General features: G+C 51.4%; 18 protein-coding genes. 12 read left to right on the forward strand and 6 right to left on the reverse strand.

What is annotated here, in order from left to right:
* The first annotated feature begins 34 nt into the window (after positions 1 to 34).
* The 3 genes from bamA to DK872_RS04890 all read left to right on the forward strand — a co-directional run bounded on the left by bamA (position 35) and on the right by DK872_RS04890 (position 3,496).
* Positions 35 to 2,458 carry an outer membrane protein assembly factor BamA gene (gene bamA, locus DK872_RS04880; RefSeq protein WP_007373674.1) on the forward strand — a complete coding sequence of 808 codons (2,424 nt, stop codon included), beginning with the start codon at positions 35 to 37 and terminating at the stop codon, positions 2,456 to 2,458.
* Between the two features lie 39 nt (positions 2,459 to 2,497).
* Complete coding sequence (locus tag DK872_RS04885) at positions 2,498 to 2,791, forward strand: hypothetical protein (protein WP_035889739.1); 294 nt, start codon at positions 2,498 to 2,500, stop codon at positions 2,789 to 2,791.
* Positions 2,792 to 3,091: 300 nt separating this feature from the next.
* Positions 3,092 to 3,496, forward strand: a complete 405-nt coding sequence (locus DK872_RS04890) for an H-NS family nucleoid-associated regulatory protein (protein WP_007373671.1) — start codon at positions 3,092 to 3,094, stop codon at positions 3,494 to 3,496.
* 576 nt (positions 3,497 to 4,072) lie between these two features.
* Here DK872_RS04890 and DK872_RS04895 read toward each other — a convergent pair.
* Positions 4,073 to 4,615: a hypothetical protein gene (locus tag DK872_RS04895; RefSeq protein ID WP_144134374.1), complete on the reverse strand. Its 543-nt coding sequence runs from the start codon at positions 4,613 to 4,615 to the stop codon at positions 4,073 to 4,075.
* 175 nt (positions 4,616 to 4,790) lie between these two features.
* Between DK872_RS04895 and DK872_RS04900 the strand changes: the two genes are divergently transcribed.
* Together DK872_RS04900 and DK872_RS04905 are read left to right on the forward strand one after the other, a co-directional pair.
* Positions 4,791 to 5,099, forward strand: coding sequence for a hypothetical protein (locus DK872_RS04900; protein ID WP_149289042.1), 309 nt, complete (start codon positions 4,791 to 4,793; stop codon positions 5,097 to 5,099).
* A complete protein-coding gene (locus tag DK872_RS04905) occupies positions 5,032 to 5,964 on the forward strand; it encodes a LysR family transcriptional regulator (protein WP_071920433.1) in 933 nt (310 codons plus the stop codon). Before DK872_RS04900 ends, DK872_RS04905 begins: the two co-directional genes overlap by 68 nt.
* On the opposite strand, the gene DK872_RS04910 is transcribed toward DK872_RS04905, so the two are convergent.
* The 4 genes from DK872_RS04910 to scpA are packed head-to-tail and all read right to left on the reverse strand — an operon-like array spanning position 5,961 to position 11,388.
* Positions 5,961 to 7,439, reverse strand: a complete 1,479-nt coding sequence (locus DK872_RS04910; protein WP_071920432.1) for an acetyl-CoA hydrolase/transferase family protein — start codon at positions 7,437 to 7,439, stop codon at positions 5,961 to 5,963. The genes DK872_RS04905 and DK872_RS04910 overlap by 4 nt on opposite strands.
* 15 nt (positions 7,440 to 7,454) lie before the next feature.
* Positions 7,455 to 8,240 carry a methylmalonyl-CoA decarboxylase gene (gene scpB / locus DK872_RS04915; protein ID WP_071920431.1) on the reverse strand — a complete coding sequence of 262 codons (786 nt, stop codon included), beginning with the start codon at positions 8,238 to 8,240 and terminating at the stop codon, positions 7,455 to 7,457.
* Between the two features lie 12 nt (positions 8,241 to 8,252).
* Positions 8,253 to 9,251 carry a methylmalonyl Co-A mutase-associated GTPase MeaB gene (meaB, locus tag DK872_RS04920; protein WP_007373666.1) on the reverse strand — a complete coding sequence of 333 codons (999 nt, stop codon included), beginning with the start codon at positions 9,249 to 9,251 and terminating at the stop codon, positions 8,253 to 8,255.
* Positions 9,244 to 11,388, reverse strand: coding sequence for a methylmalonyl-CoA mutase (gene scpA, locus DK872_RS04925; protein ID WP_071920430.1), 2,145 nt, complete (start codon positions 11,386 to 11,388; stop codon positions 9,244 to 9,246). The genes meaB and scpA overlap by 8 nt, the downstream gene beginning before the upstream one ends.
* A gap of 459 nt (positions 11,389 to 11,847) precedes the next feature.
* Between scpA and DK872_RS04930 the strand changes: the two genes are divergently transcribed.
* The 7 genes from DK872_RS04930 (at position 11,848) to DK872_RS04960 (ending at position 23,716) form a co-directional block, all read left to right on the forward strand.
* Positions 11,848 to 14,340, forward strand: coding sequence for an autotransporter outer membrane beta-barrel domain-containing protein (locus DK872_RS04930; protein WP_161518082.1), 2,493 nt, complete (start codon positions 11,848 to 11,850; stop codon positions 14,338 to 14,340).
* A 595-nt stretch (positions 14,341 to 14,935) separates the two neighbouring features.
* Positions 14,936 to 17,464, forward strand: coding sequence for an EAL domain-containing protein (locus DK872_RS04935; protein ID WP_237656155.1), 2,529 nt, complete (start codon positions 14,936 to 14,938; stop codon positions 17,462 to 17,464).
* A gap of 98 nt (positions 17,465 to 17,562) precedes the next feature.
* Entirely contained in the window at positions 17,563 to 19,227 is a 1,665-nt protein-coding gene (locus tag DK872_RS04940) for a methyl-accepting chemotaxis protein (RefSeq protein ID WP_035889746.1), read from the forward strand.
* Between the two features lie 71 nt (positions 19,228 to 19,298).
* The gene (locus DK872_RS04945) at positions 19,299 to 20,414 is read left to right on the forward strand and encodes an FIST N-terminal domain-containing protein (protein ID WP_035889749.1); all 1,116 of its coding nucleotides are present in this window, start codon (positions 19,299 to 19,301) and stop codon (positions 20,412 to 20,414) included.
* Positions 20,411 to 21,505: a sensor histidine kinase gene (locus DK872_RS04950; protein ID WP_035889752.1), complete on the forward strand. Its 1,095-nt coding sequence runs from the start codon at positions 20,411 to 20,413 to the stop codon at positions 21,503 to 21,505. Before DK872_RS04945 ends, DK872_RS04950 begins: the two co-directional genes overlap by 4 nt.
* 2 nt (positions 21,506 to 21,507) lie before the next feature.
* On the forward strand, positions 21,508 to 22,584 hold the full coding sequence (locus DK872_RS04955; protein ID WP_035889755.1) for an HDOD domain-containing protein: 1,077 nt from the start codon (positions 21,508 to 21,510) through the stop codon (positions 22,582 to 22,584).
* Positions 22,577 to 23,716 carry an HD domain-containing phosphohydrolase gene (locus tag DK872_RS04960; protein WP_007373656.1) on the forward strand — a complete coding sequence of 380 codons (1,140 nt, stop codon included), beginning with the start codon at positions 22,577 to 22,579 and terminating at the stop codon, positions 23,714 to 23,716. The genes DK872_RS04955 and DK872_RS04960 overlap by 8 nt, the downstream gene beginning before the upstream one ends.
* A gap of 415 nt (positions 23,717 to 24,131) precedes the next feature.
* Here the strand turns inward: DK872_RS04960 and DK872_RS04965 are convergent, their stop codons facing one another.
* A complete protein-coding gene (locus DK872_RS04965; protein WP_007373654.1) occupies positions 24,132 to 24,599 on the reverse strand; it encodes an Hsp20 family protein in 468 nt (155 codons plus the stop codon).
* Between the last annotated feature and the right edge of the window lie 348 nt (positions 24,600 to 24,947).

The raw sequence follows: 24,947 nt of genomic DNA on the forward strand, positions 1-24,947 counted from the left end.
TTCTCTTTGAAAATATCTCTTAGACGAAACTTTCATGCTTAAAAAATACAATATCATCGCCGGTTTATTGTTGTCTCCTTGCGCTTTGCATGCCGCCACCTCTTTGAAAATCAATGATATTCAGTTTGAAGGTTTGCAACGCGTTACCATTGGGGCAGCACTGCTCAGTATGCCGATCAAAGCGGGTGAAGATGTCACCAATGACGATATCAGCGAATCGGTACGTGCGCTGTACGCCAGCGGCAGTTTCGATAATGTGCAGATCCTGCGCGAAGGCGAAACATTGCTGGTAAAGGTCAAAGAACGGCCAACAATCGCACAGATTAGCTTCGCAGGAAATAAAGCGATAAAAGATGATGTGCTCAAAGAGAACCTGCGTGCCAATGGCATTCAGGAAGGTTCCGCGCTGGATCGCAATAACCTTTCGGAAATAGAAAAAGCGTTACAGGACTTTTATTACAGCGTAGGGAAATACAGCGCCCAGGTTCATTCCGTGGTAACGCCATTACCGCGCAATCGCGTTGATGTGAAATTTGTTTTTCAGGAAGGGCTTTCCGCTAAAATCGTCCAGATTAATATTATTGGCAACCATGTATTCAGCGAGCAGACCTTGCTGGATCAGTTGCAATTACGCGATCAAGTACCGTGGTGGAATGTGCTTGGCGATCAGAAATATCAAAAGCAAAAACTTGAAGCCGATATCGAGACTCTCCGCAGCTATTATCTCGATCGTGGGTTTGCACGTTTTGCGATTGATTCCAGCCAGGTCAGTATGACGCCGGATAAAAAATCACTGTATATCACGTTGAATATTTCCGAGGGTGAGCGCTATCAGGTCGTCAGCACACTGGTGAACGGCGAGTTGGCGCAGCGCAATAAAGAGGTGGATGCACTGGCGCAAACACTGCAAGGGCAAACTTACAGCGCAGCGGGCATTACTCGCGTCGAAGAGGCGATCAAAAAACTGTACGGCAAGGATGGTTATGCCTGGCCGCAGGTCAAAACCGTGCCGGAGATTGACGACAAAAACCATAGCGTCACATTGCGGATTAATGTCAATGCCGGGCGTCGCTACTCGGTACGCCAGATCCGGTTTTCCGGCCACGATACGTCCCGCGATTCGGTACTGCGTCGGGAAATGCGCCAGATGGAAGGCGCATGGCTGAATGATGAGAAAGTGCAACAGGGGAAAGCGCGGCTGGAACGCACCGGCTATTTCGAAACCGTTGAGAGCCATATCACACCGGTTTCCGGCCAGCCGGATCAGGTGGATGTCGAATATAAAGTGAAGGAGCGTAATACCGGCTCTTTTAATGTCGGCCTCGGCTACGGTACGGATAGCGGTATCAGTTACCAGTTGGGCGTTTCGCAGGATAACTGGCTCGGCACCGGCAACACCGTCAGTTTTAACGGTACGCGCAGTAGTTACCAGTCTTATATTGAACTGGGCGTCACCGATCCTTATTTCACTGTTGATGGGGTAAGCCTCGGCGGCAAAATTTTCTATAACAGTTACGATGCCACTGATGCCGACACCGGTAGCTACAATCAGCAAAGTTATGGCCTCAGCGGGAATATGGGCTTCCCGGTCAGCGAAAATAATACCCTCAATCTCGGGCTGGATTATGTCCATAACCGGTTAACCAATATGGAACCGGAGCTCACCACGTGGAATTACCTTAATTCACGCGGTATCTACCCTAAAGTGGTGAGCAAAGATGAAGACAGCAACGCGGAATATAGCGCCAATGACTTCTTTGCCTCGCTGGGCTGGAGCTATAACTCGCTGGATCGCGGCTTTTTCCCCCGTTCCGGCAATAAAAGTAGCTTAACCGGCAAAATAACCATTCCGGGTTCCGATAACAGCTATTACAAAATCAGTTTCGACAGTGCGCAGTATCTGCCATTAAACAGCGACAAAAATTGGGTGTGGATGGAACGTCTGCGTGCAGGATATGCCGGCGGGTTGAATGGTAAAGAAGTGCCATTTTATGACAACTTCTACGCTGGCGGATCTTCGTCAGTTCGCGGCTTTTCCTCAAATACTATCGGGCCAAAATCAGCTTATTACCGCTGTAACGGATCAGAAAGTAGCTATAGCGAATGCCCGCTGGAAAACTCAGATGATGCGGTGGGCGGAAATGCGATGGTGGTGCTGAACAGCGAATTTATCGTCCCGACGCCATTTGTCAGCGATAAATATGCCGACAGCTTGCGCACCTCATTATTCGTCGATGCCGGAACGGTCTGGAGTACCTCCTGGCATAACACGGCACAAACGCTGGCAGCGGGTCTGCCAGATTACAGCGATCCTTATGATATCCGTTTTTCCGCAGGTATCGCCTTGCAATGGATGTCGCCACTGGGACCGCTGGTCTTCTCTTATGCCCAGCCCTTTAAAAAATATGCGAACGATAAAGCCGAACAGTTCCAGTTTAATATTGGCAAGACCTGGTAACGCGGCATACGCCATTACCTGACAGAATAAAAGGATGGTATGAAGAAAAAACCACATATGACCGTCAACAAAGTGGATTTCTTTGATTTCCGGTATGAGCTGGAGCGCGCCGTACTGGCGACGGATCGAGATTATTCTCAACAATGTTTGACGCGGGCGAAATTCCTTAGCTACTTATTGTGTCGGAATCTGAGCCATCAATATGTGGTAATGTTTAACGAAACATTCAGCAGTGCTGAAATCGCAGTTGACGAAACAACCAACAAGAAAGAGAAAACGCGCCTCTTCAGAGATAATTTTTATAGGTTGAAACAGGCGCTAAACATGGAATGACGGGCTTTTGGGCGCAATCTTACCTTTGTATGGATGAAAAATGGTGAGTTGCGCATTATTTCCTCAACAAGCCAGGCGGCATTAACTGTGGCTCAACATTAAAATAACCCTTAAAGGATATGGTCTTTTCCCGTATATCGCTGGCTAAATTTCGCTTTATCCACATGTATGAGGTAGAGCATGTTTACAAAAGTGAATTTATATTTGCTAAAAAATATAATTCAGTATTGATTTTTATCTCATGATCACTAAAAATTAATTCCGATAGAATTTACATTTCTCTGCACACGGAGTGACGCTATGTCAGAAGCATTAAAATCATTAAATAACATTCGCACCCTGAGAGTTCAGGCTCGTGAAGTTACGCTCGAAGCACTGGAAGAGATGCTTGAGAAACTGTCTGTTGTCGTTGAAGAGCGCCGCGAGGAAGAGTCTTCAATTCGCAAAGAACAAGAAGAGAAAGAAGCCAAGCTGGCGGCATTCCGTCAAAAACTGCTGGATGAAGGAATCGATCCAACCGAGCTTTTATCCTCCCTGAAAGGGCAAACCACGAAGTCTAAATCTGTTCGTGCGCCTCGCCCTGCTAAATATAAGTATATCGACGAAGACGGCAGCGAAAAAACCTGGACCGGCCAGGGTCGTACGCCGAAAGCGATTGCAAAAGCCATTGAAGGCGGCAAAAAGCTGGAAGACTTCGAGCTCTAAAATGTATCAGGGGCAGCGCAACTGCCCCTTTTTTTTATTTCTGCCCAGCCACTCAGCTTTCTTTTCTGACCTTTCCCTCACACCGCCGCCATTTATCCCTTAAGTAACGTCTGATAGCGCTAACTGCAGCACGAAACAGCCATCGTGCAACACCGAAACGATCGGCTCCTGCCATCGGACGCTTATTTAGCTTTTCCCTGAGTATGCTTTGTGCCAACAACATTCCCGTCTATGCTACCGACAGGGTTTATTACCCGGCACACAATTTGTTGCCCGATCAACTTCCTCCTGGCGATGTTAAGTGACTATTCTTGCGCTTCGTCATTCATTGCACGACCTGTTGAATTAGCGAATATACCGTAAAGCATGCTATCCGAAAGATCTGGCAAACGGCAGGGAGAAAACAAACATAGTCGCCGCAGCGAAGAATTCCCCCTGAAATTAATAGGGCCTTAACGTTATTCTTGTGTCTGTTCTACTCGTAGTACAGTAAATGCCCATCACCCCATCCGGGGCGAATGTTAAGAAATCAGGCTGCCTAATGTATTGCCATGAAAATTAAACGAATCATGCGGATTATTTATCCGCTGTATAAACCTGCATATGAGGAATACTCAACTGACAGCAACAATGCCCACAGTCGTTTTTTTCCTGTATCTCTGTGGTTAATTCTGTTGGTGGAGGCAAACATTGCTGAAAAATAGAGTCTGCACAATGTAATGTCCCGCACTCACCAAAACGATGTTTCGTCATACATCCATCGCGATGCCGTCGGCAGTCCTCGATTAAAGTCCAGCCCTGGACAAGATTAAGCAGCGGCATCGACTGCCCATCCATCAGGCTGTCGTTACAGTAAGCGCGCCAGGCCTCGATGATCTGCTGACATTCACTCGCGCGGGTATGTATTTTCACCAGCTGCACGTTGTTGCAAAAATGGCGCACATGCAACCGGGTATGCGGATCCCCCGCGTCGATCACGTCGAGAGGTTCATTAACCGCTGAATTATTAACAGGTTGGTTATCATCGTCGATAAATAATCGCGCCGCTGAACTTTTCGTCGCTAAAAATAGTGCTAAAGATAGCTTTTGCAGCTCGAAGTAAATTTTTTTATCTACCATGATGCAACTATAATACTCACTCCACTGGTGATCCGATCATTCATTTTAAATGAAACATTACCACAGGAGATTCATTTATCAATGAATCAATTGTGGAACTCATCTCGCAAAAAAAAGCATCAATGAAATTGAATATTAATGCTTTCTTAATATTTGAAATAAATTAAAGCATGAGATGAATCTCATTCTCATCTTAATTCAAAATCATACCAGCAATGTGCCTGGAAGAAAAAACCGCCGCGCTTCTTTTCATCCTGTCACACTGACCGAAGAAGCCATCTGGCAAACGCAGCAGGTGAAATGCGGCACTTCTCCCATCTCTGACGGATTGCAGTGGTCCCCACTGCGCCACTGTGTGCTAACATTGATCGCAGCAATAAATAGCATGCTAACAATGGCACGGATTGCCAAACATAATGATTATTGGAACCGAGAGGGATTTTCAGGTGAGCAACTCTATTTTTATTTCCAAAAGGATGCGTAATTTTATTGTCCTGGTGCAGACCAAAAGCATTGCCAGAGCGGCGGAAAAAATTCATATGACCGCATCGCCCTTTGGCAAAAGCATCATCGCGCTTGAAGCGCAGGTTGGCTACCCGCTTTTTACCCGAAAAGATAACAGCATCTGCCTGAATAAAGCCGGTCAGGAGCTTTACCAGAAACTCTTCCCGGTTTATGAACGGTTATCAGCCATTGAAAACGAGCTCCATAACTCAACGCAGCGCTCACAGAAAGTGGTGCTCGGTATTGATAACACTTATCCAACCATTATTTTCGATCAGCTCATAAGCCTGGGCGATAAATATGAAAACGTCAGCACCCAGGCGGTTGAATTCAGTGAAAATGGGGTGATTGACGATCTGTTGGGTCATCAGCTCGATTTTATTATTTCACCACAGTTGGTCTCGCCACGCGTTCAGGAACTGGAAAACCTGATGGTTACTGAGCTTCCACCTCTGCGACTCGGTTTTCTTGTCTCGCGACGCTATCAGGATAAACAGCCGCAGGAACTTCTGCGCGAATTGCCGTGGCTGCAAATGCGTTTCCAGAATCGAGCCAATTTTGAGGCCATGCTGGATGCCCACATCCGCTCATGCGGCATTCATCCGACGATTATTTACCGGGCATACAGCTTTATGGCCAAAATCAGCGCGGTGGAACGCGGGCAATTTCTCACCGTGATCCCCTGGTTCGCCTGGCCGCTGGTGAACCCGCAGACATTAACGTATTTCGATGCGCCAAACGGCCCGATGGCGATGCAGGAATATCTTTATTCACTGAAAAACCAGCGGCATACCGCCGCGATATGTCAATACATTGCTGACGATCGCGACGGTACGACGGTTTAACCCAGCATAGAACCCGTTTTCAGTAACGAGGTGTGCAGTTCAAAGACGCGGCTAAGATCGTGGCGTATATGCCCGCCGGACGTGGATTCCAGATAACGATGGAGATAATCCCGGTATAGCGGGTGGGCGCAATTTTCAATAATCGTATGGGCTCGCTCAATCGGCGAAAGCCCGCGCAGGTCGGCAATCCCCTGCTCGGTAATGATCACTTTGACGCTGTGTTCGCTGTGATCGACATGACTGCACATCGGCACAATCGTCGATATTTTCCCCTCTTTTGCAATCGAGGGTGCCATAAAAATCGATAAGTAAGCATTGCGCTCAAAGTCTCCGCTGCCGCCAATGCCATTCATCAGGTTAACGCCTGCCACATGCGTTGAATTGGCATGACCGTAAATATCGAACTCCAGCCCGACATTCAGCGCAATGACGCCAAGGCGGCGAATTATCTCCGGGTTGTTGGAGATCTCCTGCGGCCGCAACACAATGCGTTCGGCGAAAAAGTCCATGTTATCGTAGATTTTCCGCAACGCTTTGTCGGAAACCGTCAGGCTGGATGCGCTGGCCCCTCTGACTTTTCCCGTTTCGAGCAGATGGACCACCGACTCCTGTAGCACTTCGGAATACATCATAAACGGCGGGATATCCGGGTTTTCGCCAAGACGCGCCATCACCGCGTTATTGATATTACCGACGCCGCTTTGCAACGGCAGAAACTCTGGAGGAATACGTCCGTGTGCGATCTCATTGAGCAGGAAGGTCACTACATTGTCCGCAATCTGCTGACAGACCGGTTTCTCCTCATCAAGCGTGTTACCGGCATCCGGCAATTCGGTATCCACCACTGCGATAATCTTTCGCGGATCAATCTGCACATAGTGCAGGCCAATTCTGTCCAGCGTACTAAAAATAGCGACACTGTTGCGGTACGGTGGCGCGCCAGGTGAGGCGATATCAGCCAGTTGAGCCACCTGCGGGCTGTGATAATGGTTGTACTCAATGATTATCCGTTTTGCCTGACGCAGCCAGGTTGGCGCATTACCAATACCACTGGAAAGCCAGATCTTGCCATCGCTCGTTAGCGCCGAAGCCTCGATAACGGCGACATCAATGTCGCCGAAAAAGCCATAGTTCACCATTTGCGCCACTTCACTCAGATGCAGGTCAACGAACTTCACCCTGCCCTGATTGATTTTTTGCCGCATGCCCGCTGCCGACTGGTACGGAGCGCGCCAGGAGACTGCATCCGCTTCAGACAATACATCATCGGCAGCAGCACCAATGGATGCGCCGGTCAGAAGGCGAATCTGAAAAGGTTGCTGTGCCTGATGTAACTCACGCGCGCGCCGGGCAATCGCTGCGGGTAGCGCTTTAGGCGAACCGGCGGCAGTAAAACCACTAAATGCCACCATTTCATCATGCCGGATAAGCGCGGCCGCCTCGTCAGCGCTTAGCCGGGGCCAGAACTCTTTCATGCTGTTCTCCGTTGCTCAGTAGCCCAGAAAATGCGGTTTGCGTTTTTCCATAAAGGCGCTTCGCCCTTCCTGATAATCCTGGCTGTCATAAACCGCACGACGCATGCCCTGAATTCGCTCGAATTCATCCGCGTTCATGGTATGCGCTTCCCCCAGAACCCGCAGTTCTTCCTTAATAACGGCTATTGCAAGCGGGGCTTTTTCACAGATCTGATGCGCCATCAGCAAGGTAAAATCTTCCAGCTCATTCGCGTCCACGATATGGTTCAGAATGCCTACGGCCAGAGCGCGCTCAGCGGTAATCGGCGCTGCGGTAAAAATCATCTCTTTAACGATATGAAAACCGGCATCGCGCGTTAGATTATGGATACCGACAAGGTTATACGGCACGCCGAGGTTTACCGGCGTCATTGAGAAGGTGGACGTTGTGGCTGCCACCACCAGATCTGAGCTCATGATCAACTCAAAAGCGCCGCCCCAGACGCTCCCTTCAACCATCGCAATAACCGGTTTCGGGTATTTCTGGATCATGCGGGTAATCTGTCGCAGCGGATCATCATACGAGAGCGGATCGCGGCGGCCAGTCGGCAGCTCATGAATATCATGCCCGGCGGAAAAAACCTTCGCGCCGTGCGGAGCGCGGAGAATTACGCAGCGAATCTCCGGAGTGTTGAGATCCTCCAGCGCCTGAATCAAATCATCGATAAATACCTTGCTGAGCGCATTCAATTTGCGGGCATAGTTAAATTCAATAACAGCCACTTTTTGTATGATCGTGACGACAACATGCTGATACGACATAAAGTTACCTTCTTATTGTTCAAAATAGTGATGCTGAAGAAATTCACGGATGTGCTGTAAGCCGGTGCGCGGAGCCTGTTGGTTATTTTTCACGCTTTCCAGCGTCTGGCTGAAAGTCTGGCGAAAAATCTGATGGGCAAAAAGCTGTCGCAGCGCTTCCTCTTCGGCCTGCTTCTGAAGCCATTTCATCGTTTGTTGCTGGCGCAACTGCGCCAGTCCCCCGCTTTGCGCCATGACCTCGCTAAAGCGGACAATGCACTGCCAGACATCCTCAATACCGCGCTTTTCCCGTGCGCTGCATGTCAGCACCTGCGGCGACCACTGCGGATACTTATGTCGCACCATCGAAAGCGCGCTCTCGTACACCTGGCGCGCGGCCGCAACCGCCAGGCGGTTGTCGCCATCGTCCTTGTTGATAACGATGACGTCGGCCATCTCCATGATGCCTTTTTTAATCCCCTGCAAATCATCACCGCCGCCGCCGATTTGCAGCGAGACAAAGCAGTCCACCAGGCCAGAGACTTCCGTTTCCGACTGACCAACACCCACGGTTTCAACGATCACCACGTCATAATTCGCCGCCTCGCATAACAGGATCAATTCAGCGGCACGCTGACTGGCTCCCCCGGCATAACCACCGGAGGGCACAGGACGAATAAATGCCGCCTCCGCACGCGCCAGCGATGTCATTCGTGTCTTGTCGCCGAGCAGACTGCCGCCGCTCAGCGGGCTACTGGGATCAACAGCAATCACGGCGACCCGCTTACCGAGCCGGATGAGCAGCATGCCGAAGGTATCCAGAAAAGTGCTTTTCCCGGCGCCAGGCGTACCGGTAAGGCCAATGCGTAGCGCCCTGCCGGTTAGCGGCATAATGATATCCAGCAACTGACGACTAAGGCGTTGATATTGCGGAAGCTGGTTTTCCACCAGCGTCATCGCCTGAGCGAGCGCGACACGATCGCCGGCACACAACCGATGAATCGTCGCTTCCAGCGTTTTTTCGTTAATCATGCTGGCGGCTAATCCGTGTTAATACGTCGCGCACGCTTTCCAGCATCGGGGTGCCGGGGCCGTAAATAGCCGCCACGCCTTGTTCATGCAGAAAGGCATAATCCTGCGGCGGAATGACACCGCCCGCGACAACGCAGATATCCTCTCGCCCGTACTCTTTCAGCCCGGCAATCAACTCCGGAATCAGTGTCTTATGTCCGGCTGCCAGTGACGACGCGCCAACGACATGCACATCGTTTTCTACCGCCAGGCGGGCTATCTCCTGCGGTGTTGAGAACATCGGGCTGAGATCGACATCGAAACCGACATCGGAGTAGGCGCTGGCAATGACCTTCGCGCCGCGGTCGTGACCATCCTGCCCCATTTTGGCAATCAAAATGCGCGGACGGCGGCCGTGAGTAGTGAGAAATTGCCGGGTCTGCTCAACAATGGCGTCGAATTCCGCTGCGGCATCCTTGCTTTGTTGATAGCTGCGGGTGATGACACCAGTGACGCACTGGCTGGGAACCAGATAGCGATCAAATGCGGCTTCCAGCGCATCGGAAATCTCCCCGAGCGTGGCGCGCAGCCGCGCCGCATGAACGGCGGCCGCCAGCAGATTTTCATTATGCTGTGCTGCATGGGTGAGCGCCGCCAGTGCATCGTGAACTGCCGCCGCATCACGCGTGCTGCGGATCTGCTCCAGCGCGGCGATTTGCTCATTGCGCACCTTCACATTGTCGATCTCCAGCACCGGCGTAATAGCCTCCTGCTCCAGCTTGTATTTGTTTACGCCGACGATCACGCGTTTACCCTGATCGATCTCTGACTGCGCCTGCGCGGAAGCTTCTTCAATCATGCGTTTCGGCAGCCCAACTTCGATGGCTTTCGCCATGCCGCCCACTTCATCGATTTGCCGGATAATCTCCCGTGCCTCTTTGATGATCTGAGCGGTAAGCGACTCGACGTAATAAGAGCCGCCGAGCGGATCGACCGTGCGGCAGATTTCCGCCTCTTCCTGCAAAATAATCTGGGTGTTACGCGCAATACGCGCCGAAAAATCTGTCGGTAGCCCAAGCGCTTCGTCAAACGCGTTGGTATGCAAAGACTGCGTGCCGCCGAGCGTGGCGGCGAGCGCTTCAATCGTGGTGCGAACAATATTGTTATAAGGATCCTGTTCCGTCAGACTCCAGCCGGATGTCTGACAGTGGGTGCGCAGCGCCAGCGACTTCGGATTCGTGGCGCCAAACTGACTGACGGCCTCGCTCCACAAATAACGGGCGGCACGCAGCATGGCGACGTTCATAAACAGATCCATGCCGATGCCAAAGAAAAAAGAGAGGCGCGGCGCGAAGTCATCAATTTTCAGCCCGGCGGAAATTGCGGCTTTAATATATTCAATGCCATCTGCAAGGGTGAACGCCACCTGCTGAACGCAATTTGCGCCCGCTTCGCCCATATGATAGCCACTGATACTGATGGTATTAAACTGCGGCATATTTGCCGAACACCAGGCAATAATATCGGCGATAATTCGCATTGACGGTTTCGGTGGATAAATATACGTATTCCGGCACAGATACTCTTTTAGAATATCATTCTGGATGGTGCCAGTTAATTTCTCCGGCGAGACGCCCTGCTCTTCAGCGGCAACAATATAAAAGGCCATAATCGGCAATACCGCGCCATTCATGGTCATGGAAACCGACATGGTATCCAGCGGAATATTATCGAAAAGGATTTTCATATCCTCAACGGTATCAATGGCGACACCCGCCTTACCCACATCGCCCACCACGCGCGGATTATCCGAATCGTAGCCCCGGTGCGTCGCCAAATCAAAGGCCACCGACAACCCCTTTTGCCCGGCGGCAAGATTACGGCGATAAAAGGCGTTCGATTCTCTTGCCGTTGAAAAACCAGCATACTGGCGAATCGTCCAGGGCTGAGCTGTATACATGGTAGCGCGCGGCCCGCGCGTAAAAGGTGGAAGCCCTGGCAGTGACCGGACAATATCCAGTTCGTCGAGATCCTCACGGGTATATAAAGGTTTAATGGCGATACCCTCAGGCGTCGGTTTTACCAGCGAATCAATCGTCTTTCCTTTCCGACTAAGCTCTTTATTCGCTATTTTTTGCCATTCCAGTTTATTTGACATAGACCACTCCATAATTCGAGGTCAATAAATTAACTGGTGAAAATAATAATTTTCGTCATTGTGGTTGTCGCCAGCAAAAAAGGACCTGCGGAAGTTCATTTTTTGCCGCAGGTCCTGATTAATTGATGAGATAAATATTTAGAGGGAACTTTGCTTTATTTACTGCGCCAGAGACCTGGCGCGCCTAAAAACCACAATACAATTAAGCTCTTTCTTATCCCCTGCCGCCAGTTTGCTCTCATTCCCGGGCAAATGGTCTTCACAAAAGCAGCAGGTGAAAGAGGTAAAATAAATGCACGATATATTTTCTTCTCTCCCCTACAGCCATTCAGAGACACGCCGATAACTAAATATCGGTTAAGGACGCCATCGCCCCTGGTCTCAGGTGCGTCCTTTTCTGCCGCCACACCTGCCTGGACAAAGATTCAGCAGTTACTTTTCATTTTGGATGAATAGCATATGCATAAACCTGTCTTTCGTAAGAAGCCATTATTGCTCGCGATGGCGGCTGCCTGGGTGTCATTCACCCCTGTAACTCAGGCATCAATTGGTACTGAGATTTCCACAACAGAAGGTCAAAGTTCTTTTATCGGTTCATTTGATTCAGTGACGATCACCTCTACCGGAAGTGTCGTCAGCCCCACGGGTAACGCGCTCTCATTCCAGTCTGTTGATATGGGTACCTTTACCAACAACGGCACGATCATGAGTTCCGGCAGTAACTACAACGATTCCGGTATGTATATCGATGATAGTTCGTCTGTAGATCTGTTCTCCAACAACAGTTATCTCGCCGGTAATTCAGGCACTATTGGCGCTTACGGGCTGTATAACCGGGGAACCATCGGCACGCTGGAAAACAGTGTGAATGGCACGATTACGAGTAACGTCGCGCTGAATAACTTCGGAACAATTACCTCGCTGATCAACCAGGGGACGATTCAGGGCCCTAACAGCGGTGTGATTAGCTGGGGCACCATCACCGATTTCACTAACAACGGCCTGATTGATGGCGCCTACGCGGTGCAGAACGCCGGTACGATGACCAACGGGATCACCAACAATGGTACGCTGCGCGGTATCGATGCTGCTATTTACAATATCGGCGCGCTATCGGTCATTAATAACAACGGCACGCTGGCTGGCAACATCTGGAACAACACGTCAAACCCGTTAACCATTAATGGCGGCAGCAGCTACGACAGCCTGCTGACCGGCTATAACAGCGGTGGCAGGGTCTACAGTTCCGGAGCCGATCTGCACTTTGGCACCGGCAAGCTCACCGTGGATGATGATTTCCAGATGGGCACGCACAGCGTTATCAACGACGGTGCCTCTTTATTACTTAACCGTACGGTGACAATTAACGGTAATTACCTCCAGCAGGAACAAGGCGAGCTGGCTATCGGCGTCGCCGATGGCGCGGTTGCCAACGGTAATACGCAGGACAGCGGTTATGGCCGCCTGGTAGTGACCGGCGATGCGATTTTTGCCGCGCATTCCAGCGTTTCGCTGCTAACGACAGGCCAGAGCTACGGTTTTGCTAACGGCCAGCGTTTCCTGGTGGTGCAGGCCTCCGGTTCGGGAACGCAGTACAATGAGAACGCGCTGGCCTACCATGTCGCGGGTTACAACGGTACGGTGACCGGTAAAGCGGTAACGATTGATGGCACTAACAGTCTCGTGGTTTATCTCGACGGTCAGGATCCGGTAACCCCGACGGAACCAACGACACCGACGACACCAACAACGCCGACAGAACCGACGACGCCAACCACACCGACGACACCAACAACGCCAGTGGTTACCCCGAACACAGGTTTTGCCACGACACCAAATGCTATCTCCTCTTTGCGCGGGCTGGGTAACTACAGCGGTTTCTCTGAAGGCCTGCTCAATCTCTATAACGCCTCTATGGCGATCGGCAGCCGCGAAGAAGCCAACCGGGCCGGTGAGCAACTGTCGCCGGTACAGAACAGCGCCGCGAGCAGCACCGCAGCCGCAGCCTCTTCCGGCGCGCTGGCCGTGGTGAACAACCATATGAACAGCACGCGTCTCGCCCGTAACGGTTCACAAAGCGGTATTGCCACCGGTGATGATGCGCTGGATTGGGCCGTCTGGGGCCAGCCGTTCTACGGTAGTGCTCGCCAGGGCATGATTGATAACGTCAGCGGTTACACCGCGCATTACGGCGGTGTGGTGCTGGGAGCGGATCGTCAGATCGCTGACGACTGGCGTGTGGGCGGCGCATTCAGCTATGCGAACTCTTCCGTCAATGGCCGCGACAACCTGACGGGTAGCCATACGGATGTTGATGCCTGGAGTGGCATTGCCTACGCAAGCTGGAGCGGCAACCCGCTGTACGTCAACCTGACCGCCAGTGTCAGCACGCAGAGATATGACAGCCAGCGCCGCATCGGTTTCGACGGCTTTGCCGGCCAGGCGGATGGCAGTTTCAACGGGCAGCAAGTGATGACTAAAGCAGAAGTCGGCTACCCGATCTTCTTCGCCCAGGGAACCACGCTGACCCCGCTCGCTGCCGTCAGTTACAGCTACCTGCACCAGGATGACTATAAAGAGCACAGCGATCAGGGTGCCGCGCTGAAAGTTGATTCCAGCCATACGCAGTCGGTGCGCAGCTCGCTGGGCGCAAAACTGGAGCATAGCTGGAGCACAGGAATCGGCGATGTGGTGCCATTCGTGCAGGCGATGTGGACGCACGAATATGACCGCAGCCGCACAGCGACCAGCGCCAGCTACGTCGCCGATGCGCTGGGCGAAACGCGTTTCACCAGCTTCGGCGCCACGCCGGTGTCCGATACCGCGGATATCGGTGCCGGTGTGGCGCTGGTACAGAATGACGACCTGAGCCTCAGCGCGCGTTATGACCTTTCTACTGCGCCGCACTTCGACGCCCAGACAGTCAGCCTGCGTCTGCGTAAATCGTTCTGATGTGATGTAAACCTGGTGGGAGGGCAATAGCCTCCCACCGCAAAAGGCCTGCCGGGGAACGGCATGACATGCAATAAAGCCTTCCCCGCCAGGTCTCTTTTTTCTGTCATCCAGCTTGCAAACAAACGCAAAAAATACCCATCAGGGGGTATTTACACTATCCTTCATAAGAAAATACTTATTACTAATAAACAACATATTGATTCTGCATGCGATAAATTCACCACCGGCAAAGCAGGAATATAAAATATATTTAAAACCAACGTTTCATATTATTGGTTACTGCTACTCAAAAAACATTAACCCATAGAAAAAAACACTGTTTTTATGATACCCAGGCTAATAATTTAAGGAAAAATTAATATTCCCGCGTTCGCAAAAATTAAAAGAAGAATGAAGTTTGATAACTATCACAAAAAAGTATCAACGGTGCTATTTGCATTAAATAAAACGTATCTCAGGCCGTTAATGTAAAAAGACCCGGCGTATTTTATTCATCACAAGAAAAGGGTGAAGCATGCATGTTCTCGATGATAAAAACCTGCCTTCGCTGGCTGGTAATACGCATGGAATACTCAAGCAGACAGCGACATTGATGCTGGCGCTGATGACATTTATCTTTTTTACCATCCTCTTCACCCTCATCCAGACAAAAAGCGATCTTCAGCAAACTGAACAACGGCAAAAAATGCACTTGCTGACTAAAGCGCTTGAAAACAGACAGGAAAACTTACGATTACACCTTGCTGATTACGCCAACTGGGATGACGCTTTTCAAAATCTGACAAGCACCGTGAATGTGCACTGGGCATGGGACAGACAGAACCTGGGAAAATCGCTTTTTAATAAGTTTCAGTATGAAGGCGTTTTTGTCCTCTCACCGGATGGCATAACCCGCTATAGCGTGCTGGATGGGCAGCCCGGGCAGGTTTCCTTTGAAACATGGTTAGGCGTCAATCTGACCGACTCGTTAATAACAACATTAGCCAACAACCAAGGAATAGCGTTCTCCCGGCTGATCACTATCCATGACCAACCCACGCTCGTCGCCGCATCATGGATCACGTCGGATGATTATACGGCTGCCGGGATAAATCCTTCAGAGCATGCGGTAATGATCTTTGTCGATAAGCTTACGCCACAAAAGTTTCAGCAACTTGGTGACGAATACGAAATCAAGGGGTTACATACTTTGCCGCCTGAAGTGGCATCAATGCGCAAAGATACGATGTTTCTCACCGCCGGAAACGATCGCATTTATGTCGAATGGCAGAGCAAAAACCCCGTCGAAACACTGTTAAGCAAAGTGTTGCCTTTACTGGTGCTATTGATGGTGGTTTCCGTGCTGTTGGCCATTAGTTTAATGCGTAAAGCGTTAACAAAAGCGCGCATGAATGATGAAAAAACCTTTCTGCTGGAACAAAGTCGCGCAGCGTTATCCGCCAGCGAACAGCGTTTCAGGGATATTGTTGAAACCACCACGGACTGGATCTGGGAAGCCAATGAAAACTTTAATCTTACCTGGATTTCTGCCCGCTTTCCGGTGATCACAGGCCATCGCATCGATGAGTGGCTGGGACGCAGCTTTACCGATTTTTTAGTCGACAGCCAGCAAACAATCAGCAACTGGTTAACGCTGCCGCATCCGGGCGATTATTTAACGTTGTCGCACTGCTGCTATGTTTCCGCGCTCGGCAGCCAGCGCTACTGCAATATCACGTTAAAAAGAATTACCCTGCCGGATGGCGCGATCGGTTTTCGTGGTACGGCTTCGGACGTGACGCTGGAGGTGGAGTCCAGTGAGCGTATTCGCTTCCTCTCCCACCACGATGAGTTAACGGGCCTGCCGAATCGCGCCATGATGCAAGAGTTCCTCGATGGGAAACTGCACTCGCGCGGCGAAGCAAATAGCGCGCTGGTGATGCTCAGTCTCGATCTGACCGATTTTAAACTGGTCAATGATATCTACGGGCATGACGCTGGCGATAAGGTGCTGGGCGAGGTGGCGCAGAGATTGCGCAACTGTTTACGCGCAACCGATCTGGTCGCACGCCAGGGCGGTGATGAATTTATTATTATCGCTCCTGCGATTCATAAAAAAGAGGATATCCGTACGCTCTGCCAGCTTATTATTGCTGTCATCAACAAGCCGTTTATCGTGTCCGGCAATGAAGTCTCTCTCGGCGTCAATATCGGCGCGGCGCAATCACCACAAGATGCTCTGACGGCCAGCGATTTATTACGCTACTCAGATATTGCTCTGTATGAAGCCAGAAATCTCGGCAATAACAGTTTTGTTTTATATCAGGCTGACATGGCGAAACAGATCGTCCAACGACGCGAACTGGAAAATGAATTACGGGAAGCGATTAAGGAAAATCAATTATTTCTCGTATATCAGCCTCGCTTCGACATCCGTGCAGGCTGCATTAACTCTGTCGAAGCGCTGGTGCGTTGGCTACACCCGCGTCACGGGTTACTGATGCCGGATCAGTTTATTCCCCTGGCCGAGGAGTCAGGAATTATTACCGACCTGACGGATTGGGTGCTGGTCAATGCCTGTCAGGACATCGGCAGAGAATTTAACCATATTTCTGTATCGGTCAATATTTCCCCGATGGAATTCAAAGCCAGCGATGTTATCGCACGCATTAAAAACGTACTGGCGACAACTCATTTTCCGGCGGCACGCCTTGAACTGGAAGTCACTGAAAACGTGACATTATGTAGCCCAGAAAACGCACAGATCGTCATGCAGGAATTAAAAACCTTAGGTATCCGGCTGCTGATTGATGATTTCGGTACCGGTTATGCCTCGCTTTATTACCTGCACAGTTTTCCTTTTCATGGCATTAAAATCGACAAGTCATTTATCTTCGCGATGAACGATTCGGAATCAGCAAAGAGTATTGTGGAAAAGGTCATTGGACTTGGCAAGGATTATAACCTTGAGGTAACCGCTGAAGGTGTTGAAACACAAGAGCAATTGCAGCAATTAATAAAATACAAATGTGACATTGCACAAGGATATTACATAGGCCGTCCAGTCTCATTAGAGGCCGTCAAGGATAACCTGCACATTATTGAATGTAATATCGAAGCGAGGTGTGATGCAGCCCTATAACAACCAACAATAATTGCAGTTTGAGAAGTGAACTCTTTTTCTTGCGGCGCGCAGCGGCGCCGCAAAAAAGCTTACCCAATACGTAGTGGGGAAATACGATGAAAATACTTCGCGATATAACAATCAGAAAAATGGTTTTACTCATCCTGGTGCTGTTCAGTTGCATCTGGGGCATCGCCACGGCAATGACCTTATTTAACTTCGCCACCATCGAAAATTTATTAACGCAGAACACCGCGCAAAAAAACGCATACTCTTATCTGGTTAAAGGCAATGATCAATATTTCCGTACCGTAACACGCATGCTGCGCGCCATGGATTATCGCCTGACCGGTGATGATGCCAATGCAGATAAGACGTTGATTTCCGCGGGCAAAGCGCTGGAGATCAGCCAGGATATGCTGGCGAAGTTCCGCCAGAGCGGCCATCCTGGCGTCAGCGATGAGGTTGTTCAGAGCATGGCTCAGGACTGGGAAAGACTGCTGAACAACGGCATTATTCCTATGTATAAAGCCGCACAGGATAAGCAGGCCGACCAGTTCCGCGAACTGTTTCGCAAAACCTATCCGCCGCTGAGTGTGCAATTTGGCGTGACCGCCGAAAAATATACACAAGCGATTCAAAAAGATGACTTCTTAAACCAGACCACGGCGAAAGTCAGTTTTAACAAACTGGTGCTAATCAGTGCGTTAGTCGCCGGTGTTGTGACGCTGTTCTTAACCGATCGTTATCTGGTCAATTATCTGGTTAAACCACTTGATACCATTGCGCGGCACCTTGAAACCATTGCCAGCGGCAAGCTGCACACCAGGCTCGAAGAGTTTGGGCGTAACTGCGCCGGTCGTTTGATCCCCTTTATTCAGGGGATGCAGGAAAATCTTTCCAGAACGGTGCAGGCGATTCAGGGTAGCTCAACCACCATCTTTACCAGCACCAACCAAATACGCACCGGGAACGAAGAGCTTTCCGGTCGCACGGATCAACAGGCCGCAGCGCTTCAGCAAACCGCCGCCAGTATGGAAGAGCTGACCTCGACCGTCAGAAACAACGCGCATAACGTACGCGAAGCACAAAAACTGGCCGGAAACGCCCGGCAGGTGGCGGAACAAGGCGGAGATATTACATCGACGGTTGTCGCCACGATGCACGGTATTTCGGAAAGCTCGCAGAAGATTGCAGACATCACCAGCGTCATAAACAGCATCTCTTTCCAGACCAACCTGCTGGCACTGAATGCGGCAGTGGAAGCGGCGCGCGCCGGTGAACAGGGGCGTGGCTTTGCCGTCGTCGCCAGCGAAGTGCGCTTACTTGCGCAGCGTAGCGCCCAGGCCGCTAAAGAGATCGAAGCGCTGATCAGTGAATCCGTTAAGAGAGTGCAAACGGGCGCAGAGCAGGTACAAGAGGCCGGCGAGGCAATGTCGACCATTATCAGTACCGTGGGTCAGGTCAATGCCTTGATGGGTGAAATCACCATTGCTTCCGACGAGCAGAGCAAAGGCATCGATCAGATTGGCCAGGCGATGACAGAAATGGATCGGGTGACGCAGCAGAACGCAGTGCTGGTTCAGGAAGCCAAAGCGAATGCCATCGCACTTGAAGAAGAAGCCGGGCGATTAAACGACGCCATCGCGCTCTTTGATTTAGGAGGCAACCCCGTGACTGCCCTTCCCGGACAGGCAGCCAAAACCGCCACGAAGGCAAATCCTCCTTCGCGCAAAACAACCCGTAACGCGACTGCCAACGAAAACTGGCAATCCTTTTAAACCTGACGCGCTGCGGCGTTGATTACCCGACGCCGCCAGCGACGCTGACGCTTTAGCATGGGAGAAACAACGTGAATTTCCAGATCCGATATGCAAGCAGCGAACTGACTGACCCCGTGCTGGCGGTTGCGGAATTTGCCCGGCAGATGCTTCCCGCTGAGCCAGAAACGATCCTTTTCTTCTGTTCCCCGGACTATGACCTGAATATTCTGGGCCGAGAGATGCAAAAAACCTTTCACTGCCCCTGTATTGGATGTACCTCCTCCGGGCAGATCGGCACCGAAGGTTTTCAGCACTCCGGGATATTAGGGCTGGGTCTGAGCGCCGCTTTTCGCACCCGCCATTTTGTGATTCACCCCCTGAATGATTACTCCGCGACCATTGCAGAGATTGCCGAGGAGATCCATCGCGACAGCGCGGCCAGACCCAATTTGCAACGCTTTGGTTTGTTACTGGTTGATGGCTTGTCGATGGCTGAGGAACGCCTTATCGCTAATCTTTATCAGCAGACAGGAAATATTCCGGTTATCGGCGGTTCTGCGGGTGACGATCTGCGTTTCGAAAAGAGCTACGTCTATAACGGTAAAGGTGAGTTTATCTCCGATGCCGCGGTGTTCGCGGTCATCGAAACCTCCTCGCCGGTGGCGATTTTTAAAGTTCAGCACTTCGAACCCAGTAAGGTGGAATTAATCATTACCGAGGCCGATCCTGAAAAACGGCTGATCCGGGAAATTAACGGCGAACCTGCCGCGCAGGTGTATGCCGAATCGCTGGGCATCACCGTTGCAGAATTAACGCCCACCGTTTTTTCCCGCAATCCGCTGGTGCTCTCTTTTGGCGACGAACCTTATGTCCGTTCGATCCAGAAAATGAACGACGATCTCTCGCTGACCTGCTACTGCGCAATTGAAGAAGGGTTGATCGTCTCGATTGGCATTGCGGAAGATCCGCTCGAAACCTTTAGCAAGGCGCTGGAAAAAGTTCATGAAACCATACCGGAACCGGCGGTGATTATTGGCTGCGACTGTATCCTGCGGCGTTTGCAGTTTGAGCAGGAGGAGCTTGACCTGCAGATCGGCAATTTTATGGTGCAAAACCGGATCGTGGGTTTCTCAACCTATGGCGAGCAGTACAACGGACTGCACGTCAACCAGACATTCACGGGCGTGGCAATAGGAGGTAAATGATGTCTCCATCTGAAGCAGTTGTTGCAACACTCTCCCTAACCGATTATCAGCGCAAACTTGTCGCGCGGGATAAAACCATCGAGGTATTAAAGCGACGCATCGCGCAGGAAAGTCGGCACAACCAGATGACCCCGTTCGCTATTCTTGAGCAGAATGTGGGCCTGGAGAAAGTGGTCGCACGTAAAACCATCGAACTGGAAAACGAGCGCCATGAGTTAAAGAAAGCGCTTGCTGAGCTGCGCCTCACGCAGGCACAGCTTCTACAGGCGCAAAAGATGGAGTCCATCGGCCAGCTCGCCGCCGGGATCGCCCACGAAATTAACACGCCCACGCAGTATGTTTCTGACAACGTCGGGTTCGTGAAGACCGCCAACCGTTCGCTGCTCAACCTGCTGGATGCGGCGATCGCCATGGCTGCCGTGATGCGGGAAAAAATGGCCGATGAGCCAACGCTTACCGCCTTCGATACCCTCCTTAAGAGCAGCAAAATTGAGTTTCTGCGCCATCAGATCCCCCAGTCTTTAGATGAATCACTCGACGGGCTTGGCCATATCTCCCGGATTGTCGCCGCCATGAAAGAGTTCTCTCATCCCTCGCAAAATAAAAAGGAGTACGTGGATATACGCGACATCATCAATACCACTGTGACCGTCGCCCGCAACGAGTGGAAATACGTGGCGGAACTGGAAACCCGCTTTGCCGATGATTTGCCGCTCCTGCCCTGTCTGCGCGACATGGTTGGCCAGGCGATGCTTAACCTTATCGTCAATGCGGCGCACGCCATTGCGGACAGCCTCCAGACCCGCGAGCAGGAAAAAGGGCATATCGTTGTCTCTGCGGAGCAGGTCGGCGATATGATGGAGATCCGCGTCGCCGACGATGGCACCGGCATCCCTGAGGCAATACGCGAACGCATTTTCGATCCCTTCTTCACCACCAAAGCGGTCGGCAAAGGCACCGGCCAGGGGCTGGCCATTGCCTATTCGACCGTGGTGGACAAGCATAATGGGCAGATTCGCTGCGAATCGAAACCCGGTTCGGGCGCCACATTCATCATGCGTTTTCCCCTCGTCGTGCAGCAGGAGGCATAAGTATGCAGGTGATGTTCGTGGATGACGAAGCTCGCATCCTCTCGGGTATTGAGCGCGCCTTAATGATGCAGGACAGCGAGTGGCAATGCCGCTTCGCTACCAGCGGTCATGAAGCGTTGAGCCTGCTGGAAGAAACCCCTGCCGATGTTGTGGTGTCGGATATGCGTATGCCGCTGATGGATGGCGCGGAGTTCCTGTCGCAGGTTCGTGACCGCTGGCCCGGCACGATCCGGATCATTTTGTCCGGTTACTCCGAACCCGAGGCCACGGTTCGTATGCTGGGCGTTGCGCACCGTTTCGTCTCCAAACCCTGCGACAGCACGCAATTACTGGCGATGGTGGCAAACGCGCTGGCGTTGCGCACGCTTTTCAAGGATCCCACCGTCGTCATGCTGGTCGGGAAAATTAACCAGCTTCCGCCCGCCCCGAAAGTATTTACGGAAATTAACCGACTCCTTGCCAACCAGGGGACGAATACTCGGGAAATTGCCGAACTGCTGGCGAGCGATCCGGCGCTAAGCGCCCGGATTATGCAACTGGCAAATTCCGCCTGGTTCAGCCGGGGAGCACATATTCATGACATTGGTAATGCGATCGTTCACCTGGGGCTGGAACAAGTGAAGTTGCTGGTACTCGCGTCCCAGGTTTATGCCGATGCCGCTACCGATCCCTATGTGGATAAGCTACAGCAGACCGCCCTTCGCGCCTCAATGCTGGCGGCGCGTATCTCCAGGCATCAGGAACGGGAAGCCACTGCGGCGCTGCTGGCCAATATTGCGCTACTCATTCCAGAATTAAGAACCACCAGCGACGAGGCGACGACTGAGCAGGGTGATATCCCGCTGCGCGCCGCCATCGGTGCCTATTTACTGGCGCTATGGGGGCTGCCGATGGACATTGTTGAAGCCGTCGCAGGCCATGTACAACCTTCACGCTCAGCAGAAAAAACCTTTGGCATGATCGGTGTCGTCCATGTTGCGGTCACCCTTGCCAATCATGGCGTTCCCGATAAACGTTATCTCGAACAAACCGGCATGCTGGACCAACTGCCCGCATGGCAGGAGATGCTCAATGACTGATACTTCCTTACCCCGTGTGTTATGCGTCGACGATGAACCCAATGTGCTCGCGGCCATCACGCGAAATCTGTTTGATGTATTTGATGTGGTGACCGCGCACAGTGGTGAAGCCGGTCTGGATGCGATTCGCAGCGGAGAACCTTTTGCGGTGATCCTCTCCGACATGCGCATGCCGGGAATGGATGGCGCGACTTTTTTGTCCAGAGCGCGGGAAGTCTCGCCGGACAGCGTGCGGATCCTCCTTACCGGGCAGGCCGATGTGGAGTCCTCTATCGCGGCAATTAATAAAGGCGCTATTTTCCGCTATCTCTGTAAACCGTGCCCAAAAGAGGATCTGATAGCGACGTTGAATGACGCAGTTCGTCAGTACCGGCTCGTGTGCGCAGAAAAAGAGCTCCTGGCGACCACGCTTTCTGCTTCGGTAAAAACGCTCACAGAAATACTGGCGATGGTTGCCCCCTGGGCTTTTCAGCGCGCAGCTTTTGCGCAGTCCTGCGTCCGCCACGCATTGCCGAAACTGGGGTGGCACGATGAGTGGCTTTACACTCTCGCCGCGTCGTTAAGTCAGATCGGCTGCGTTGGCATTCCTGCCGACATCGTCCAGGCTGATGCCGCACAGCGTAAATTGACACCGGAGGAGGAAAAACTGCTGCATGAACATCCGGACGTTGCGGGCCGACTGGTGGAACAAATCCCGCGTCTTGAACTGGTTGCGGCAATTATTCGTCACCAGGCGAAAGAAGCGCCCGCCAATGCACCGTTAGAAGTGGTACGCGGCGCTCAGCTACTGCGCGCCGCACTGGAGCTGGAACGGCACGCCGCGCGCGGCTGGAGCCTGGAGCGTCCGTGGGAAATCCTGCGTGCGGCGCGTCCGGCGCTGCCTGAATATCTCATCAAAGCGCTGTCAGATTTTCGCTCGAATGTGGAGGGGGTTCGCTCCGCGCGTATCCGTGAATTGATGCCGGGCTGGGTTGTCGATGAAGATATTCGCACCACAAATGGATTAATGGTACTGACCAAAGGTCATGAACTGACCGATACCGCGATCTCCGCTCTTCAGCGCCTGCTCGCCGCGAACGCCGTCGAAGAGCCCATCCGGGTGCGCGGCCTGCCGGGTAAAAACGCGTCCTGAAGATGTGCCCCGCCGGGAGAGCGCTTTCTGCCCGGCGCTAATCTGCCCAAATCCCCTTGTTCAACAGCTGTCAGACGTGATTCTGACGGCCTGATTGCCGTCACATTGCTGGCGGCATCATACAAATTCCGCGCAGGACGATAAGCGAGCTTGAAGTCGCGGCAAGCATTAGTACCAGGATCATTAAATTTCTGAATCAGGATACAGAAATTTGCGATTAGTGAATTGTATGAAGGTAAGTTATAACATGCATAAGGGATATGACTTCTGACAAGCACTAACTTCTTTCACTGGCAGAAACGATGTCGCGTCTGCCAGTTTTTATTTTCCACTTCGTTTGTGACAGCCAAATGAAACGGAAAATAAAAAAGGCCCGCCTGAGCGGGCCCTGAAAAATGATACATAACGTCAATTATTAAGCCTGATGTTCAATGGCTTTCTGTGTATTCTCAATTGCAATTTTGCGTGGTTTTTCGCTTTCCGGGATTTCCTGGTAAATGGAAACCTGCAAGATCCCGCTTTCCAGTTTTGCATTACTGACTTTGGTATGCTCCGGCAAAGTGAAACTCAAACGAAAATCAGAACGGCGGATGCCTTTATAGATCCAGCCCTGCTCATCCTGCGATTCATTTTCAGCGCGTTTACCAGAAACATTCAGCGTTCCGCCGACCGTCTCGATTTCGAGTTCGTCTTCCTTCCAGCCAGGTACGCTTACATTTAACAGATAATTGCTTGCATCGATTTTTTTCAGGTCATAAGCGGGTAGTGAAGTGACCGGAGAGTCGCCCGTTAACTGACTGAACAGCCTGTCGATACGATTAAAACGGTCAGCAAAAACAGAATCGGAAAAGCCCGGAAGTGCTGACAAGGTTCTGAGTGCCATAATTAACCTCCTGAATAATCAATTCAAAAGTTCAACGTAAAGGCAAGCGTTGCTTGTCCGATCCAATAGATAATTCCTCCCGCCCGTTTTTCAAGACCACAAAATAAAAATTTTTTGCGTATGCGTTCCGGGCAACCGCACTGGCAGTGACAAACCTGCAGGGATGGAAAGTGGGTGAAAATAGTGGCCTGCATAAACAACTGACCAGACCAACAGGAAGAGATTAAGTGCCCTGCTCCATCTGAGCGAACAACGTATTGCCGATCGGTTATGCGTCATCCACTCGCGTAACATTTACCTGCAGAGTGCTTGTCTGTTGACCATTACCCGAGATCGTCACTATTTTGC

This window comes from Kosakonia sp. MH5 (assembly GCF_009935945.1).
GTDB classification, from domain to species: domain Bacteria; phylum Pseudomonadota; class Gammaproteobacteria; order Enterobacterales; family Enterobacteriaceae; genus Kosakonia; species Kosakonia radicincitans.

Coding starts and splice junctions, on each gene's coding strand:
- DK872_RS04905 (WP_071920433.1), top strand. CDS start 5,032: ATGATTATTGGAACCGAGAGGGATTTTCAGGTGAGCAACTCTATTTTT.
- scpB (WP_071920431.1), bottom strand. CDS start 8,240: ATGTCGTATCAGCATGTTGTCGTCACGATCATACAAAAAGTGGCTGTT.
- DK872_RS04955 (WP_035889755.1), top strand. CDS start 21,508: ATGCAGGTGATGTTCGTGGATGACGAAGCTCGCATCCTCTCGGGTATT.
- DK872_RS04930 (WP_161518082.1), top strand. CDS start 11,848: ATGCATAAACCTGTCTTTCGTAAGAAGCCATTATTGCTCGCGATGGCG.
- DK872_RS04935 (WP_237656155.1), top strand. CDS start 14,936: ATGCTGGCGCTGATGACATTTATCTTTTTTACCATCCTCTTCACCCTC.
- DK872_RS04900 (WP_149289042.1), top strand. CDS start 4,791: ATGAATCTCATTCTCATCTTAATTCAAAATCATACCAGCAATGTGCCT.
- scpA (WP_071920430.1), bottom strand. CDS start 11,388: ATGTCAAATAAACTGGAATGGCAAAAAATAGCGAATAAAGAGCTTAGT.
- DK872_RS04890 (WP_007373671.1), top strand. CDS start 3,092: ATGTCAGAAGCATTAAAATCATTAAATAACATTCGCACCCTGAGAGTT.
- DK872_RS04960 (WP_007373656.1), top strand. CDS start 22,577: ATGACTGATACTTCCTTACCCCGTGTGTTATGCGTCGACGATGAACCC.
- meaB (WP_007373666.1), bottom strand. CDS start 9,251: ATGATTAACGAAAAAACGCTGGAAGCGACGATTCATCGGTTGTGTGCC.
- DK872_RS04940 (WP_035889746.1), top strand. CDS start 17,563: ATGAAAATACTTCGCGATATAACAATCAGAAAAATGGTTTTACTCATC.
- DK872_RS04895 (WP_144134374.1), bottom strand. CDS start 4,615: ATGGTAGATAAAAAAATTTACTTCGAGCTGCAAAAGCTATCTTTAGCA.
- DK872_RS04885 (WP_035889739.1), top strand. CDS start 2,498: ATGAAGAAAAAACCACATATGACCGTCAACAAAGTGGATTTCTTTGAT.
- bamA (WP_007373674.1), top strand. CDS start 35: ATGCTTAAAAAATACAATATCATCGCCGGTTTATTGTTGTCTCCTTGC.
- DK872_RS04965 (WP_007373654.1), bottom strand. CDS start 24,599: ATGGCACTCAGAACCTTGTCAGCACTTCCGGGCTTTTCCGATTCTGTT.
- DK872_RS04910 (WP_071920432.1), bottom strand. CDS start 7,439: ATGAAAGAGTTCTGGCCCCGGCTAAGCGCTGACGAGGCGGCCGCGCTT.
- DK872_RS04950 (WP_035889752.1), top strand. CDS start 20,411: ATGATGTCTCCATCTGAAGCAGTTGTTGCAACACTCTCCCTAACCGAT.